Source organism: Micromonospora sp. NBC_01655 (assembly GCF_026339755.1).
GTDB lineage: Bacteria > Actinomycetota > Actinomycetes > Mycobacteriales > Micromonosporaceae > Micromonospora.
In genome coordinates, this window is record NZ_JAPEQF010000001.1 from 6,637,668 (window position 1) to 6,653,374 (window position 15,707).

Sequence of the window (15,707 nt, forward strand, 5' to 3'; positions counted from 1 at the left end):
TACCGACCGCGCCCTCCCCCACCGGCCCGGCCCGGCCCCGGCCTGGCTCGATGATCAAGAGGTTCGGGCCGGATCGCGACGTGAACCTCTTGATCAACTCACGGTGACGGGGGAGGTGGGGACTCGGACTTGCGGACGGCGTCCGCGTACGCCAGGGCGGCGCGGCGCAGGGCGGCCTCCGGGTCCAGGCCCGCGTCGCGGGCCGCCGCGACCGTGGCCAGCAGGCTCGCGCCGAGTCGCGCCTCCGGGTCGACCTGGGAGTCGGCCAGGGGCGGGGGGACAGCCAGGCCGGCGCGGGCGGCGCGCTCCAGGATCTTGCCGGCCAGGGCGAGCGCGGGCAGGCTCGGCGCGATGCCGTCCAGCACCGAGTCCCGGGCCTTCTCCTCCCGCTTGATCCGTTCCCAGTTGGCGGTGATCTCGTCCAGGGTGGTGGCCCGGTCGTCGGCGAAGACGTGCGGGTTGCGCCGGACCATCTTGTCCACCAGGCCGCCGGCCACGTCGTCGACGTTCCACCGCTCGCCCTCGGGCAGTTCCTCGGCCAGCCGGGCGTGCAGCAGCACCTGGAGCAGCACGTCGCCCAGCTCCTCGCGGAGCGCGTCGGTGTCGTCGGCGCCGATGGCGTCGTACGCCTCGTAGCACTCCTCGATCAGGAAGCCGGCGAGGCTGCGGTGGGTCTGCGCCCGCTTCCACGGGTCGCCGCCGGGCGAGGCCAGCCGGTCCATCACCTCGACCGCGTCGAGCAGCCGGGCCCCGGGCGGGTCCCACGAGCCGTACATCAGCTCCAGCTCGGCCAGGCCCGGCTCGCGGGCCAGCCGCAGCCCCAGCTCCCGGGCCAGTGCCTCGTCGCCGGCCGGGCCGGCCAGCCAGACCACCGCGCCGTGCGCCGCCGCCGCGGCCAGCAGCGCCGGCGTCGCCGGGCCGTCCGGCACGGTCACCTCGCCGCCCGCCGCCCGCACCGCGGCGGTCAGCTCGCTCTCCGCGCCGGCCAGCACCGGGTTGCCGCGGACGACGTCCCAGGCGGCGGCGGTCAGCAGCCCGACCGGAAGCCGGGGCGAGGTGACCAGCAGGACGATCCGGGCCGTCATACCCCGGGGGTGGCCGGGGCGGCCGACTCCCCGGCCGGGGCCTCGGGGGTGGAGATGTCGGTGACCGGGCCGTCCTCGTCGATGTACGGCAGCGAGTAGAAGACCAGCGACTGGCCGGTGCTGACCACCGACGGCACGCCGATCGGCCGGTACCGGGGGTTGATCGAGGCGCCGGCCTTCGCCGCCTCCTCCTGGAGGGCCGAGCTGAGCGCGGTGGCGCCGCGCACGAAGCTGCCCCCGCCGCCCTCGCCGGTCTCGCCGAACGCCTGCCGGACCTCGGCGACGCTCAGCCCGGACTGGATCGCCCCGGTCCGCTCGATGGCGTGGTAGACGGCCATGATCGACTTGTCGCTCACCTCGACCGGGGGCAGCTTCGCGCCCAGCACGGCGGAGATGTCCACCCACTCGCCCCACAGCTTCGCGTACTCGGCGGCGGCCGGGATCCGGAGCTGCTGCTCCAACTGCTCCGGCTTGACCTCGTCGGGCACCTGGAGGCCCTGCGCGGCCACCACCCGCTTGCCCAGCTCGATGCTGACCAGCAGGTTCAGCACGTCCTGCCGGGTCACCGAGGAGCGTAGCTGCTCCGGCGACGGGGTGGCCCCGGTCTGCCCGGCCTCGGCGCTCACGGCGGCGGCATACAGGCTCTGGGCGTTGTCGTAGATCTCGTCCACCCGGTCGACGGAGTACCGCGTGTCGCCGACGTACGCGGCGACGTCCGGCGCGGACTTCCCGCACGCACCGAGGGAGAGGACACCGAGGGCCGCGACGCTGGCGGCGGCGATGAGACGGCGAGCACGCATGACCGTCACTCTCTCATGCGGGCCCACCGGCGGTGCCGCCGCCCACCGCCCCGGGGCTGGTCACCGCACGCGCCGACCCGCCGCGCCCGCGCGCCGGCTCACCGGGCGCCCGCCCCGGCCGACTGGGCCGCGGGGGCCGGATCGCCCAGCACGTCCTTCAGCAGTTGCGCGCACCACTCCAGCAGCGCCTGGTCGCGCAGCGGCTCGCCGCCCACCCGTCGGGTGCTCGGCCGGGGCACGCTGACCTGGTCGAGCGCGGTCTTGTAGACCGAGTCGGGGTGGTACCGCTTGAGCCGGAGCTGCTTGGAGTCGGGCAGCGGCAGCGGGCCGAACCGCAGGTGCTTGCCCTGCATCGAGACGTCGGTGAGGCCGTACCGGCGGGCCAGCAGCCGGAACCGGGCCACCGCGACCAGGTTCTGCACCGGGGCGGGCGGCTCGCCATACCGGTCGGTCATCTCGGCGACCACCTCGCGCAGCCGCTCGTCGTCGCGGGCCTCGGCGAGCTTGCGGTACATCTCCAGGCGCAGCCGCTCCACCCCGACGTAGTCGTGCGGCAGGTGCGCGTCGACCGGCAGGTCGATCTTGACGTCGGTCTCCTCCTCGGGGCGCTCGCCCTTGAACGCCTGCACCGCCTCGCCGACCATCCGGACGTACAGGTCGAAGCCGACGCCCTCGATGTGGCCGGACTGCTCGCCGCCGAGCAGGTTGCCCGCGCCCCGGATCTCCAGGTCCTTCATCGCCACGTACATGCCGGCGCCCAGCTCGGTGTGCTGGGCGATGGTGGCCAGCCGCTCGTGGGCGTGCTCGGTGAGCGGCTTCTCCGGCGGGTAGAGGAAGTACGCGTACGCCCGCTCCCGGCCCCGGCCGACCCGGCCGCGGATCTGGTGGAGCTGGGCCAGGCCGAGCAGGTCGGCGCGCTCCACGATCAGGGTGTTGGCGTTCGGGATGTCGATGCCCGACTCCACGATCGTGGTGCAGACCAGGACGTCGAACTCCTTCTCCCAGAAGCCGACCATGACCTTCTCCAGCGCCTCCTCGCCCATCTGGCCGTGCGCCACCGCCACCCGGGCCTCGGGCACCAGCTCGCGGAGCCTCCGCGCCGTCCTCTCGATCGACTCGACCCGGTTGTGCAGGTAGAACACCTGGCCGTCGCGGAGCAGCTCGCGGTGGATGGACGCGGCCACCTGCCGGTCGTCGTACGCCCCGACGAAGGTCAGCACCGGGTGCCGCTCCTCCGGCGGGGTGGCGATGGTCGACATCTCCCGGATGCCGGTGATCGCCATCTCCAGCGTCCGCGGGATCGGGGTGGCCGACATGCTCAGCACGTCGACCGAGGCGCGCAGCGTCTTCAGGTGCTCCTTGTGCTCGACGCCGAAGCGCTGCTCCTCGTCGACGACCACCAGGCCGAGGGACTTGAACCGGGTGGCGGTCTGGAGCAGCCGGTGGGTGCCGATGACGATGTCGACGGTGCCGTCGGCGACCATCTCCAGGGTCCGCTCGGACTCCTTCGGGGTCTGGAAGCGGGACAGTTGCCGGATCTGGATCGGGAACTGACTCATCCGCTCGGCGAACGTGTTGTAGTGCTGCTGCACCAGCAGCGTGGTGGGCACCAGCACGGCCACCTGCTTGCCGTCCTGCACCGCCTTGAACGCCGCCCGCACCGCGATCTCGGTCTTGCCGTACCCGACGTCGCCGCAGATCAGCCGGTCCATCGGGACGATCTGCTCCATGTCCCGCTTGACCTCGTCGATGGCGGCGAGCTGGTCGGGCGTCTCCTGCCAGGGAAAGGCGTCCTCCAGCTCCCGCTGCCACGGGGTGTCCGGGGCGAACGCGTGCCCCTTGGACGCCTTCCGGGCGGCGTAGAGCTGGATGAGCTGGGCGGCGATCTCCCTGACCGCCTTGCGGGCCCGGGCCTTGGACTTCTGCCAGTCCGCGCCGCCCATCTTGTGCAGGGTGGGCTGCTCGCCGCCGACGTACCGGGAGAGCTGGTCGAGCTGGTCGGTGGGGACGAACAACCGGTCGCCGGGCTGGCCGCGCTTGCTCGCGGCGTACTCGATGACCAGGTACTCCCGGGACGCGCCGTTGACGGTGCGCTGCACCAGCTCGACGTACCGGCCGATGCCGTGCTGCTCGTGCACCACGTGGTCGCCGGCCTTCAGCTCCAGCGGGTCGATGGTGTTGCGCCGCCGGCTCGGCATCCTGCGCATGTCCCGGGTCGAGGTGCCCCGGCCGCCGGTGACGTCGTCGCCGGTGAGCAGCACGAACCGGGCCGCCTCGTCGACGAAACCGCTGGTCAGGCTGCCGCAGGTGACCAGCAGCTCGCCGGGGGCGGGCGCGGCCGGCACCTGGTCGGTGAACCGGGCGCCGAGGCCGGCGTCGCGGATCACCTCGACGGCCCGCTGGGCGGGGCCGTGGCCCTCGAAGACCAGCGCCGCCGCCCAGCCCTCGCCGGCCCAGCGCTTGAGGTCCTCGACCACCCGGGCGGTCTCGCCGTGGTAGAGCGGGGCGGGCTGGGCGGCCAGGGTCACCGCGATCGCGTCGTCCCCGGTGACGTCGACCTCGACCGGATCGTCCTCCCAGGGCTGCCGGGCCGGTGCCGGCGCGTCCGCCTCGACCAGGCCGAACGGGGCGAGGGTCCACCAGGGGCGGCGCAGGGCGCGGGCTGCCGCGCGTACGTCGGCCAGGGTCCTGAAGGCGGCGGCGCCGAGGTCGACCGGGGCCTGGCCACCGACGGCGGCGGCGGCCCAGCTCGCCTGGAGGAACTCCTCCGAGGTACGGACCAGGTCGTGCGCCCGGGTGCGGATCCGCTCGGGGTCGCAGAGCAGCACGTGGGTGCCGGCCGGCATGCAGTCCAGCAGCAGCTCCAGCGAGTCCGCGCCGACCAGCGCCGGGGCCAGGGACTCCATCCCCTCGACCGGGATGCCCTCGGTCAGCTTGTCCAGGATCTCGGCCAGCTCGGGGTGCTCCTGCGCCAGGGCGGCGGCCCGCTTCCGGACGGCCGGGGTGAGCAGCAGCTCCCGGCACGGCGGCGCCCACAGCGCCGGTACGGCCGCGATGGTCCGCTGGTCGGCGACGGCGAAGGTGCGGATCTCCTCCACCTCGTCGCCCCAGAACTCGACGCGGGACGGGTGCTCGTCGGTGGGCGGGAAGACGTCGAGGATGCCGCCGCGCACCGCGAACTCGCCGCGCTTGGTGACCAGGTCGACCCGGGCGTACGCCATGTCGGTGAGCCGGCGGGCGACCTGCTCCAGGTCCGCCTCGTCGCCGGCGGCGAGCTGCACCGGTTCCAGGTCGCCGAGGCCCTTGAGCTGCGGCTGGAGCAGCGAGCGGACCGGCGCGACGACCACCCGCAGCGGCCCGCTGCGCCCGTGCGCGTCGACGGCGTCGGGGTGGGCGAGCCGGCGCAGCACCGCCAGCCGCCGGCCGACGGTGTCGGAGCGGGGCGAGAGCCGCTCGTGCGGCAGGGTCTCCCAGGACGGGAAGACGGCGACCTGCTCGGCCGGGAGCAGGCTGCCCAGCGCCGAGGCCAGGTCGTCGGCCTCCCGGCTGGTGGCGGTCACGGCCAGCACCGGCCGCCCCGCGCCCCCACCTGAGCCCGCGCTCCCGTCGGGCCCGGGGGTGACCGGGTCGGCGGCGACGGCGGCGACGGCGAACGGGCGCAGCGCCGCCGGGGCGGTCAGGTCCAGCCCGTCGACCTGGGCGGCACCGGAGCGCGCCAGGTCACGCGCCCGGACCAGCCCGGGGTTGGCCAGAGCGGCGGCGAAGAGTCCGGTGAGCAATTCGATCACTTCCCAGTGACGCGGTCGTGGCACACGACAGTTCCCCCGCGTCCGACCCGGACGGGGGGTTGACAGCACCTCAGCCTATCCCTGCCCGCCGACACCCACCCCGCTCCCACACGGTGATCAGGTCGTCCCCGCCGACCGTGGCGAGCACGGCGGTGACCGACGGGTCGGCGAAGGCGGCGGTGAGGTCGCGGGCCCGGTCGCGCGGGTCCGCGCCCATGACTCGGGTGGTCGGGTACTCGACCGGCTCCAGGCCGAACTCCTCGCGCAGCCGGCGCAGGCCCAGCTCGTACACGTGGGGGAAGATCGCCGGCAGACCGGCGGAGGGTGACACGACCGCGACCCGGTCCCCGGGCCGGGGCTTCGGCTGATAGCGCGGCGACTCCATGATCGAACGCTACCGGCGGCCCCAACCGCTTTTCGCCGCCGTCCACCACCGGGCGAAAAGCCGCAAGGCGGCTAGATCACCCCTAGGCTGACCTGGTGGACGAGGAGCCGGACATCCCGGTGCGCGACTGGCTGCCCCGCACCGCCGCCCTGCTGGTCGGCACCCTGGCGCTGGCCAGCGCGTTCATCGCCGCGTACGTGGGGGCGCTGCACCAGCCGACCCCGCGCGACGTGCCGGTCGGGGTGGCCCTCGGCGACCAGCGCGCCCGGGCGGTGCTGGCCGCCGTGCGCGGCGCGACCGACACGATCAGGCCCGTCGAGTACGACGACCCCGAGGCCGCCGACGACGGGCTGACCGCCCGCGAGGTGTACGCGGTGCTCAGCTCCGCCCCTGGGGGCGGGTTGCGCCTGACCACCGCCAGCGCCTCCGCGCCGGCCGCCACCGAACTGGTCGACCAGGTGCTCGGCCAGGCCGCCCGGCAGGCGAACCTGCCGCTCCAGGTCACCGACGAGGTGCCGGTCGAGGGGAGCGACCCGCGCGGCCTCGTCCCGTTCTACCTGGCGGTCGGCTACGTCCTCGGCGGCTACCTCGCCTCCACCGCGCTGGGCCTGAAGACCGGCACCACGCCCCGCAGCCTGCGTCGCGCCGGGCTGCGGATCGCCGCCCTCGCCGCGTACGCGGTGGTGCTCGGCGTGGTGGGCGCGACGATCGTCGGACCGGTGCTGGACGTGTGGGACCACGACGTGCCGGCGCTCGCCGCGGCCGGGGCCCTCGCGGTGTTCGCCGCCGCGATGGTCGCCGCCGCCGTGCAGGGCTGGCTCGGCCTGCTCGGCACCGGCCTCGTCATCCTGCTGCTGGTGGTGCTCGGCAACCCCGGCTCCGGCGGCGTCTACGCCCCGGAGTTCCTGCCCGGCTGGCTGCGCGGGATGCACCGGTGGAACGTCCCCGGGCTGACCACCGACCTGATCAAGTCGGCGGTGTACTTCGACCGTCGCTCGACGGGGTGGCCGGTGGGCGGGCTGGTGCTCTGGACGGCGCTCGGCGTCGTGGGATTGCTCACGGCCACGCTGGTACGCGGCCGGCGCAGCGCCGCCCGGCGGCCGGCCAGCACCGCGCCCACCAGCACGGATGCCCGATCCGCCGAGTGAGGGCAGCGACGGCGGCCGGGCGGTCCGGGAAACGGGACGCGCCGGACCCCCTCCTTTCCGACGGGTCGTCGCGGATACCATCCAGGAAGTCGGACAGCGCTGTCCTTCGTACTCGGGTAAGGAGCGCACCGTGACCGACCAGCACGACCACGACGGCCCGGACGCCGCACTGCGGGCCGACATCCGCCGCCTCGGCACGCTGCTCGGGCAGACTCTCGCCCGGCAGGAGGGTCGCCCGCTGCTCGACCTGGTCGAGGAGATCCGCGCCCTGGTCCGCTCCGACGCCCCCACCGCCGCACAGCGCCTCGGCGGGCTGGACGTGACCACCGGCACCAAGCTGGCCCGCGCCTTCTCCACCTACTTCCACCTGGCCAACATCACCGAACAGGTGCACCGGGCCCGGGACCTGCGCCGCCGCCGGGCGGTGCAGGGCGGCTGGCTCGACCAGGCGGCCAAGATGATCGCCGAGCGCGGGGTGCCGGCCGAGGAGATCGCGGCGGCGGCCCGCCGGCTCGCGGTCCGCCCGGTGTTCACCGCCCACCCGACCGAGGCGGCCCGCCGGTCGATCCTGTCGAAGCTGCGGGCGATCGCCGACGAGCTGGACGCGGAGACCGCCAACGCCATCCTCTACGGGGCCAGCGACGAGGGGCCGGCGAACCGGCGGCTGGCCGAGCTGCTGGACCTGATGTGGCAGACCGACGAGCTGCGGCTGGACCGGCCGGACCCGACCGACGAGGCCCGCAACGCCATCTACTACCTGCGCGACCTGTACGCCGAGGCCGCCCCGCAGGTGCTCGACGACCTCGCCGACACGCTGCGCACCCTCGGGGTGGAGACCTCGCCGACGTCCCGGCCGCTGACCTTCGGCACCTGGATCGGCGGCGACCGGGACGGCAACCCGTTCGTCACCCCGGCGGTCACCCGGGAGGTGCTGCGGATCCAGCACGAGCACGGCATCGCGGCCACCGAGGCGGCGATGGAGCATCTGATCAACGAGGTGTCCGTCTCCCGCCGGCTGCGCGGGGTGTCGCTGGACCTCTCCGCCAGCCTCGCCGCCGACCTGGACGCGCTGCCCGAGGTGGCGCCCCGGTTCCGCCGGGTCAACGCCGAGGAGCCGTACCGGCTGAAGGCCCGGTGCGTGAAGGCGAAGCTGGCCAACACCCGGGAGCGGCTGCGCCGGGGCACCCCGCACGTGGCCGGCCGGGACTACCGGGGTTCGGCCGAGCTGATCGCCGACCTGGAGCTGCTGCGCGCCTCGCTGGCCCGCAACTCCGGCCAGCTCACCGCCGTCGGCCACCTCGCCTCCACCATCCGCACGGTGTCCGCGTTCGGGATGCACCTGGCGACCATGGACGTACGGGAGCACGCCGAGAAGCACCACGAGGTGCTCACCCAGCTCTACGCGGCCGTCGGCGAGGTGTCCGACTATCCGTCGCTGAGCCGCCTGGAGCGGACCAAGCTCCTCGCCGACGAGCTGACCGGCCGCCGGCCGCTGTCGACGCTGGACACCCCGCTGACCGAGAGCGCCCGCAAGACGTTCGACGTGTTCGGCACGATCCGCGAGGCGCAGGACCGGTTCGGCTCCGAGGTCATCGAGTCGTACATCATCTCGATGACCCTCGGCGTGGACGACGTCCTCGCGGCGGTGCTGCTGGCCCGCGAGGCCGGGCTGGTGGACGTGCACAGCGGCCGGTCCCGGATCGGCTTCGTGCCGCTGCTGGAGACCCCGGCCGAGCTGGACTCCGGTGGCGAGCTGCTGGACGAGCTGCTGTCGCTGCCCGCGTACCGGTCCCTGGTGGCGGCCCGGGGCGACGTGCAGGAGGTGATGCTGGGCTACTCCGACTCGAACAAGGAGGCCGGCATCACCACCAGCCAGTGGTCGATCCACCGGGCCCAGCGGGCGCTGCGCGACGTGGCCGCCCGGCACGGGGTGCACCTGCGGCTGTTCCACGGCCGGGGCGGCACCGTCGGGCGCGGCGGCGGCCCCACCCACGACGCGGTGCTGGCCCAGCCGTACGGCACCCTCGACGGCGCGATCAAGGTCACCGAGCAGGGTGAGGTCATCTCCGACAAGTACACTCTGCCGGCGCTGGCCCGGGAGAACCTGGAGCTGACCGTCGCGGCGGTGCTCCAGGCCACCCTGCTGCACACCGCGCCCCGGCAGCCCGCCGAAATGCTGGAGCGCTGGGACGCGTCGATGGACGTGGTCTCCGACGCGGCGTTCCGGTCGTACCGGTCGCTGGTGGAGGACCCGGACCTGCCGGAGTACTTCTGGGCGTCCACCCCGACCGAGCTGCTGGGCGCGCTGAACATCGGTTCGCGGCCGGCGAAGCGCCCGAACACCGGGGCCGGCCTGTCCGGGCTGCGGGCCATCCCGTGGGTGTTCGGCTGGACCCAGACCCGGCAGATCGTGCCGGGCTGGTTCGGGGTGGGCTCCGGGCTGGCGGCGGCGCGCGAGGCCGGCCTCCAGGACGTGCTGGCCGAGATGCACCGCAACTGGCACTTCTTCCGCACGTTCCTGTCGAACGTCGAGATGATGCTGACCAAGACCGACCTGAGCATCGCCCGCCGGTACGTCGAGACCCTGGTGCCGAAGAAGCTGCACCCGATCTTCACCAAGATCGAGCAGGAGTACGAGCTGACCAAGCAGGAGGTGCTGGCGGTCACCTCCTCGCCGGCACTGCTGGAGAACTCGCCGGTGCTCCAGCGCACCCTCGCGGTGCGGGACACCTACCTGGAGCCGCTGCACCACCTCCAGGTGGCGCTGCTGCGGCAGTACCGGGACTCGGGCGCGGCCGGCCGGGCCGTGGCCACCGCCCCGGGCGGCCGGCGCGCCCCCAACGACGGGACGGCCCTGGAGCGGGCCCTGCTGACCACGGTCAACGGCATCGCCGCCGGCATGCGCAACACCGGCTGAGGCCCGCCGAGACGCAGAACGGGCCCCTGTTCACGCGTGGACCGCGTGGCCAGGGGCCCTTTCTGCTCGCCGCCGGGCGGGTGGTCAGGGCGTCGGCCGGGTGGCCAGGCGTCGGCCGGACGCAGCCGGGTGGCCAGGCTCGGCCGCCGAGTATCCGCTCCGGGTCAGAAGTCCCCGCCGAAATCCCCGCCCCCGAAATCCCCGCCCCCGAAATCCCCGCCGCCGAAATCGCCGCCCCCGAAGTCGCCGCCGCCGAAGTCGCCGGCCTGGTCACCGCCGAAGTCGGCGCCGTCGCCGAATCCCTCCTGGTAGCCGGCCTCGTAGCCGTAGCCGGGGTCGGCGAACGCCGGGGAGAAGAGCGCGTCCGCGATCAGCATCCCGCCGAGCACCCCGGCGCCCGCGCCGAGCGCGGTCTTCCACCATGGCGTCGAGTACCAGCCGGCCGGCACTGGCCGGCCCTGCATCCGGCCACCCGGGTAGTAGTAGGGCGTGGCCCGGCCGGGCTGCGGGCCGGCCCGGAAGGTCTGCCCCTGCACGTTGACCTCGCGCTCCCGGGTGAGCTGGCCGGTGCCCTGCGCGGAGGCCAGCGGCGGCAGTTCGGGACCGGGGTCGATGCCCAGTGCGATCCGGGCCGCCCGGGCGTACGCCAGCCCCTCCAGGGCCGTCTCCCGGGCCAGCCGGTACTGGTGGACCGTGCGGGCCTGCTCAAGCTGGCTGCCCGCCGCGTTGTACCGCTCGCCGGCGTCGACCAGGGCCTGCCGCACCGCCGGGTCGTCGCCGTGCAGGTTCATCACCTGGCCGCCGAGGCGTTCGTACCAGCGCTGGGCGTCGGCGCGCACGTCGGCCAGGCTGCGGGCCTCCCGGGCCGCGCTCTCCCGGCGCCACCAGAGGAGGCCGCCGACGAGCAGCACCGCGAGAAGGACCACGAGCAGAAATTCCATGCTCTCGAACGTACCCGGCGCCGTCACGTGGTACATGTTTGGCAAGCTCTGGTGATGAGCTTCTCGACGCTGGCCGTGGTGGTGTTCTGCCTCACCGCCGGTGCCGCGCTGGGCTGGTTCGCGGCCCGGTCCCGGGCGGCGGCCGACATCGCCCGGCTGGAGGCCACCCTCGCCGCGGCCCGGGAGGGCGAGGGGCGGCTGGAGCAGTCGATGCGGGCGCTCGGCTACGAGGCGACCGCGCAGTCGCAGGAGGCGGTCGCCCGGGCGGTGGCGCCGCTGCACGACACCCTGCGCCGCTACGAGTCCCGGGTGGCCCAGCTCGAACACGACCGGGTCGACGCGTACGCCGAGCTGCGCGAGCAGGTCCGCGCGATGAGCACGGTCTCGGGCGAGCTGCGCACCGAGACCAAGCAGCTCGTGGCGGCGCTGCGCGCACCGCAGGTGCGGGGCCGCTGGGGCGAGCACCAGCTCCGCCGGATCGTCGAGGCCGCCGGCATGCTGGAGCACTGCGACTTCGACGAGCAGGTCACCGCCGCGACCGACCACCAGGGGGTACGCCCCGACCTCGTCGTCCGGCTGCACGGGGGGCGCACCGTGGTGGTGGACGCGAAGGCGCCCTTCGACGCGTACCTGACCGCGATGGAGGCGCGCGACGAGCGCGGCCGGGACACCCAGCTCGACGCGCACGCGAAGCACCTGCGGGCGCACGTCGACGCGCTGGCCGCCAAGTCCTACTGGGCGGCGTTCGACTCGACCCCCGAGTTCGTGGTGCTGTTCGTGCCGGCCGACCCGTTCCTGGACGTGGCGTTGCAGCGCGACCCCACGCTGCTGGAGCACGCGTTCGCCCGCGACGTGGTCCTGGCGACGCCGGCCACCCTGGTGGCGCTGCTGCGTACGGTGGCGTACTCGTGGCGGCAGGAGTCGCTGGCCCGCAACGCGGTCGCGGTGCACTCGCTGGCCCGCGAGCTGTACGGCCGGCTGTCCACGCTGGGCGACCACGTCGGCAAGCTCGGCGCGTCGCTCGGCGGGGCGGTGACGGCGTACAACCGGGCGGTCGGCTCGCTGGAGGCACGGGTGCTGGTCAGCGCCCGCAAGCTCGCCGAGCTGGGCGTGTCCGACCAGGAGCTGGCCGTCCCCGCGCAGGTCGAGGTGGCTCCCCGGCAGCCGCAGGCGCCGGAGCTGGCGGAGCCGACCTCAGCTCTGGCCGACCGGCCCGGGTCGACGGAGCGTTAGCCCGCACAGCGGCACCGAGGACCGTCTCCGTCGGGCGGGGACGGGCTTCCCCGGTCGTCCCGGGTCGGCCAGTACGGGTCAGGCCCGGCGGGCGGACTCGACGACGAACGGGATGCCCTGCTGGCAGGTGGTGATCATGTCCGGTTTGGCCTGGCCGGTGACCGTGACCTTCGTGCCGGGGGTGAGCACGTCGGCGGGGCCGCCGACGAGCTGGTGGCCGTCCAGCAGCCGGCAGCCGGGCTCCACCCCGGCCTCGACGGTGCCCGTCAGCGTGGCCGCGCCGGGGCCCGGCGGGAGGCTCGGGCCGTGCCCCGGGGTCTTGGTGGGCACCGGCGGGGACGGCACGGCGGCGGTCGGGTCGGCCGGATCCGCCGGGCCGGTGCTGGTCGCGTCGGTCACCGGCGATCCTCCCGAGGGACTTGGGGCGGGTGTGCCGTCACCGGCCCCCTGCCCGCCGCAGGCGCTCAGCGCGGCGCAGACGACCAGGGCGGCGAGGGCCATCCGAGGAGTCTTCATACCTGTTGGGACGCGTCCGGACGACGATCCGTTCCGAGGCGTCAGAGCCACGGTTCGCCGCCGAGGGCGACGAACCCCCACCGGAGCGGACGGGTGAGACCACCGGGCACGACCGACCGCCGGACGGCCATCAGGCGCGGACGGCCGCGGCGGCGGCCTTCATGTCCCGCTTGAGCTCCTGGGGCAGGGAGAAGGTCAGCCGCTCGTTGGCGGTCACCACCTCGTCCACGTCGGCGAAGCCCCGCTCGGCGAGGTGCGCCAGCACCTCCTGGACCAGCTCGTCGGGGACGCTCGCGCCCGAGGTCAGCCCAACGGTGCGGGCCCCGGCCAGCCAGGCGTCGTCGATCTCGTGGGCGAAGTCGACCAGGTGGCCGGCGCGGGCACCCGCGTCCAGGGCGACCTCGACCAGCCGGACCGAGTTCGAGGAGTTGCGCGACCCGACGACGAGCACGACGTCGCACTCGGGGGCGATCTCCTTGACCACGTGCTGCCGGTTGGAGGTGGCGTAGCAGATGTCGTCGCTGGGCGGCGACTGGAGCAGCGGCAGCCGGGCCTTGAGCCGGGCCACGGTCTCCAGCGTCTCGTCGACCGACAGCGTGGTCTGGGAGAGCCACACCACCTTGCTCGGGTCGCGGACGGTGACCTTGTCGGCGTCGTCGGGGCCGTCGACGAGCTGGATGTGCGCGGGGGCCTCGCCGGCGGTGCCGACGACCTCCTCGTGCCCCTCGTGGCCGATCAGCAGGATGTCGTAGTCCTCGGCCGCGAACCGCTTCGCCTCCTGGTGGACCTTGGTCACCAGCGGGCAGGTCGCGTCGATCGCCTTGAGCGAGCGGACCTTCGCCTGCTCGTAGACCTCGGGGGCGACGCCGTGCGCGGAGAAGATCACGGTGGCGCCCTCCGGCACCTCGTCGTTCTCCTCCACGAAGATCGCGCCCTGGGCCTCCAGGGTGTGCACCACGTGCTTGTTGTGCACGATCTGCTTGCGCACGTAGATCGGCGCGCCGTAGAGCTTGAGCGCCTCCTCGACGGTCTGCACCGCCCGGTCGACGCCCGCGCAGTAGCCGCGGGGCTTGGCCAGGAGCACGCGCTTGCCGGTCTGGGGGGTCGCCTGAGCCTCGGTCACCCGCCCATCCTACGTGTCGCCCCCGAGCCCGACATCGGCTGCGACCGCCGCCACAGCTCCCGCCACCCGCCGCCCGGGGCGTCGCCGCCGGTCCGGTGTACCGGCGGTCCGGCCGGCGGAACGCCCGTCGGGCGACGCGTCCCGCCCGGTCTGCGCGGGCGTCCGTAGGGTGTGGGGGTGAGTACGGGTGAGAACGGGCGGAGCAGCTCCGAGGAGCCGTGGCCGGTGCGGGTGGTCAGCCAGAAGGTGGGGGCGTGGATCGCCCGGCTCGGCTGGGTGTGGGTCGACGGGCAGGTGGCGCAGATCAGCCGGCGGCCCGGGGCCAGCACCGTCTTCCTCACCCTGCGGGACCCGTCGGCCGACCTGAGCCTGACCGTGACCACCAACCGGGACGTGCTCGACGCGGGCGCACCCGAGCTGAGCGAGGGCGCCCGGGTGGTGCTGCACGCCAAGCCCGAGTTCTACGCGGCCCGGGGCACGCTGAGCCTGCGCGCCGACGAGATCCGCCAGGTGGGGCTCGGCGAGCTGCTGGCCCGGCTGGAGAAGCTGAAGAAGCTGCTGGCCGCCGAGGGGCTGTTCGACCGGGCCCGCAAGCGGCGGCTGCCCTTCCTGCCCGGGCGGGTCGGGTTGATCACCGGCCGCGCCTCCGCCGCCGAGCGGGACGTGCTGACCAACGCCCGGCGGCGCTGGCCGGCCGTGGAGTTCCGCACGGTCAACGTGGCCGTGCAGGGCGCGGGCGCCGTCACCCAGATCGTCGACGCGCTGCGGGTCCTCGACGCCGATCCGACCATCGACGTGATCGTCATCGCCCGGGGCGGCGGCGGCATCGAGGACCTGCTCCCGTTCTCCGACGAGGCGCTGTGCCGGGCGGTGTTCGCCTGCCGTACGCCGGTGGTCAGCGCGATCGGCCACGAGACGGACGCGCCGCTGGTCGACTACGTCGCCGACGTGCGGGCCTCGACGCCGACGGACGCGGCCAAGCGGGTGGTGCCCGACCTGGGCGAGGAGTTGCGCCTGATCGGACAGGCCCGGCACCGGCTGGAGCGGGCCGTGCGCAACCTGGTCGACCGGGAGTCGCACCGCCTCGACGGGCTGCGGTCCCGGCCGGTGCTGGCCCGGCCACAGGTGATGGTGGAGCAGCGGGCCACCGAGGTCGCCGCGCTGCGCCAACGGGCCGGGCGGTGCCTGGACCACCGCCTCGGCGCGGCCCGGGAGGAGCTGCGACACACCCTGGCCCGGCTGCGTGCCCTCTCCCCCGCCGCCACCCTCGACAGGGGCTACGCGATCGTCCAGCGGGCCGACGGCCACGTGGTCCGGTCGGCGGGCGAGGTGAGCGGGGGCGACCCGCTGCGGGTACGCCTCGCCGAGGGCGAACTGGCTGCGACGGCCGACGGCTGAGCGCCCCGGGGCGCCGCGAGGACGCAGGCGGCGTGGCACGGGACAGCCGACAGGCCGTCCGGCGCCCGACGGCGGAGCGCCCGACGCGGCGGACGGGCGGGGATGTGCTGGGATGGGACCGATGACTGACGAGAAGAACGCCGGGCCGGACGAGCGGCTCAGCTACGAGCAGGCCCGCGCCGAGCTGGCCTCGGTGGTGGAACGGCTGGAGAAGGGCGGCACCTCGCTGGAGGAGTCGCTGGCACTCTGGGAGCGCGGCGAGAGGCTGGCCGAGATCTGCCAGCGCTGGCTCGACGGCGCGCGGGCCCGCATCGACGCGGCCCGTCAGCAGCCGCCGGACGCCTGACGGCGGGTGCGGGGCGGCGGCGGCCGG

General features: G+C 74.6%; 11 protein-coding genes and 1 pseudogene. 5 read left to right on the plus strand and 7 right to left on the minus strand.

Going from position 1 to position 15,707, the window contains the following annotated elements; translation table 11 throughout:
• Window positions 1–98: 98 nt before the first annotated feature.
• The 4 genes and pseudogenes from OOK41_RS29225 to OOK41_RS29240 all read right to left on the minus strand — a co-directional run.
• Window positions 99–1,085: a nucleoside triphosphate pyrophosphohydrolase gene (locus OOK41_RS29225; RefSeq protein ID WP_266267431.1), complete on the minus strand. Its 987-nt coding sequence runs from the start codon at window positions 1,083–1,085 to the stop codon at window positions 99–101.
• Entirely contained in the window at window positions 1,082–1,885 is an 804-nt protein-coding gene (locus tag OOK41_RS29230; protein ID WP_117671224.1) for a hypothetical protein, read from the minus strand. Before OOK41_RS29230 ends, OOK41_RS29225 begins: the two co-directional genes overlap by 4 nt.
• A 98-nt stretch (window positions 1,886–1,983) precedes the next feature.
• Window positions 1,984–5,664, minus strand: a complete 3,681-nt coding sequence (gene mfd, locus OOK41_RS29235) for a transcription-repair coupling factor (RefSeq protein WP_266267432.1) — start codon at window positions 5,662–5,664, stop codon at window positions 1,984–1,986.
• 118 nt (window positions 5,665–5,782) lie between these two features.
• A pseudogene (locus OOK41_RS29240) lies at window positions 5,783–6,058 on the minus strand (LD-carboxypeptidase); the annotation flags it as partial.
• Window positions 6,059–6,153: 95 nt separating this feature from the next.
• Between OOK41_RS29240 and OOK41_RS29245 the strand changes: the two are divergent.
• Both OOK41_RS29245 and ppc read left to right on the plus strand, forming a co-directional pair.
• Window positions 6,154–7,206 (plus strand): hypothetical protein, encoded by a 1,053-nt coding sequence (locus OOK41_RS29245; RefSeq protein WP_266267434.1) that lies wholly within the window; start codon window positions 6,154–6,156, stop codon window positions 7,204–7,206.
• Between the two features lie 130 nt (window positions 7,207–7,336).
• Window positions 7,337–10,123 (plus strand): phosphoenolpyruvate carboxylase, encoded by a 2,787-nt coding sequence (gene ppc, locus OOK41_RS29250; RefSeq protein WP_266267435.1) that lies wholly within the window; start codon window positions 7,337–7,339, stop codon window positions 10,121–10,123.
• A 164-nt stretch (window positions 10,124–10,287) separates the two neighbouring features.
• Here ppc and OOK41_RS29255 read toward each other — a convergent pair whose 3' ends face one another.
• Window positions 10,288–11,064, minus strand: a complete 777-nt coding sequence (locus tag OOK41_RS29255) for a hypothetical protein (protein WP_117671306.1) — start codon at window positions 11,062–11,064, stop codon at window positions 10,288–10,290.
• 54 nt (window positions 11,065–11,118) lie between these two features.
• Between OOK41_RS29255 and OOK41_RS29260 the strand changes: the two genes are divergently transcribed.
• Window positions 11,119–12,297 carry a DNA recombination protein RmuC gene (locus OOK41_RS29260; protein ID WP_266267436.1) on the plus strand — a complete coding sequence of 393 codons (1,179 nt, stop codon included), beginning with the start codon at window positions 11,119–11,121 and terminating at the stop codon, window positions 12,295–12,297.
• 78 nt (window positions 12,298–12,375) lie between these two features.
• Here the strand turns inward: OOK41_RS29260 and OOK41_RS29265 are convergent, their stop codons facing one another.
• Complete coding sequence (locus OOK41_RS29265) at window positions 12,376–12,813, minus strand: hypothetical protein (RefSeq protein ID WP_117671216.1); 438 nt, start codon at window positions 12,811–12,813, stop codon at window positions 12,376–12,378.
• Between the two features lie 130 nt (window positions 12,814–12,943).
• Complete coding sequence (locus OOK41_RS29270; RefSeq protein ID WP_117671214.1) at window positions 12,944–13,936, minus strand: 4-hydroxy-3-methylbut-2-enyl diphosphate reductase; 993 nt, start codon at window positions 13,934–13,936, stop codon at window positions 12,944–12,946.
• 177 nt (window positions 13,937–14,113) lie between these two features.
• On the opposite strand from OOK41_RS29270, the gene xseA reads away from it, so the two are divergent.
• Entirely contained in the window at window positions 14,114–15,334 is a 1,221-nt protein-coding gene (gene xseA / locus OOK41_RS29275; protein ID WP_117671212.1) for an exodeoxyribonuclease VII large subunit, read from the plus strand.
• A gap of 121 nt (window positions 15,335–15,455) precedes the next feature.
• Complete coding sequence (locus OOK41_RS29280) at window positions 15,456–15,680, plus strand: exodeoxyribonuclease VII small subunit (protein WP_117671210.1); 225 nt, start codon at window positions 15,456–15,458, stop codon at window positions 15,678–15,680.
• Window positions 15,681–15,707: the final 27 nt, after the last annotated feature.

What these genes read in the sequence shown, in the direction of transcription:
- OOK41_RS29225 (WP_266267431.1), bottom strand. Translation starts at nt 1,085, where the DNA reads ATGACGGCCCGGATCGTCCTGCTGGTCACCTCGCCCCGGCTTCCGGTC.
- OOK41_RS29230 (WP_117671224.1), bottom strand. Translation starts at nt 1,885, where the DNA reads ATGCGTGCTCGCCGTCTCATCGCCGCCGCCAGCGTCGCGGCCCTCGGT.
- OOK41_RS29255 (WP_117671306.1), bottom strand. Translation starts at nt 11,064, where the DNA reads ATGGAATTTCTGCTCGTGGTCCTTCTCGCGGTGCTGCTCGTCGGCGGC.
- OOK41_RS29260 (WP_266267436.1), top strand. Translation starts at nt 11,119, where the DNA reads ATGAGCTTCTCGACGCTGGCCGTGGTGGTGTTCTGCCTCACCGCCGGT.
- OOK41_RS29265 (WP_117671216.1), bottom strand. Translation starts at nt 12,813, where the DNA reads ATGAAGACTCCTCGGATGGCCCTCGCCGCCCTGGTCGTCTGCGCCGCG.
- OOK41_RS29280 (WP_117671210.1), top strand. Translation starts at nt 15,456, where the DNA reads ATGACTGACGAGAAGAACGCCGGGCCGGACGAGCGGCTCAGCTACGAG.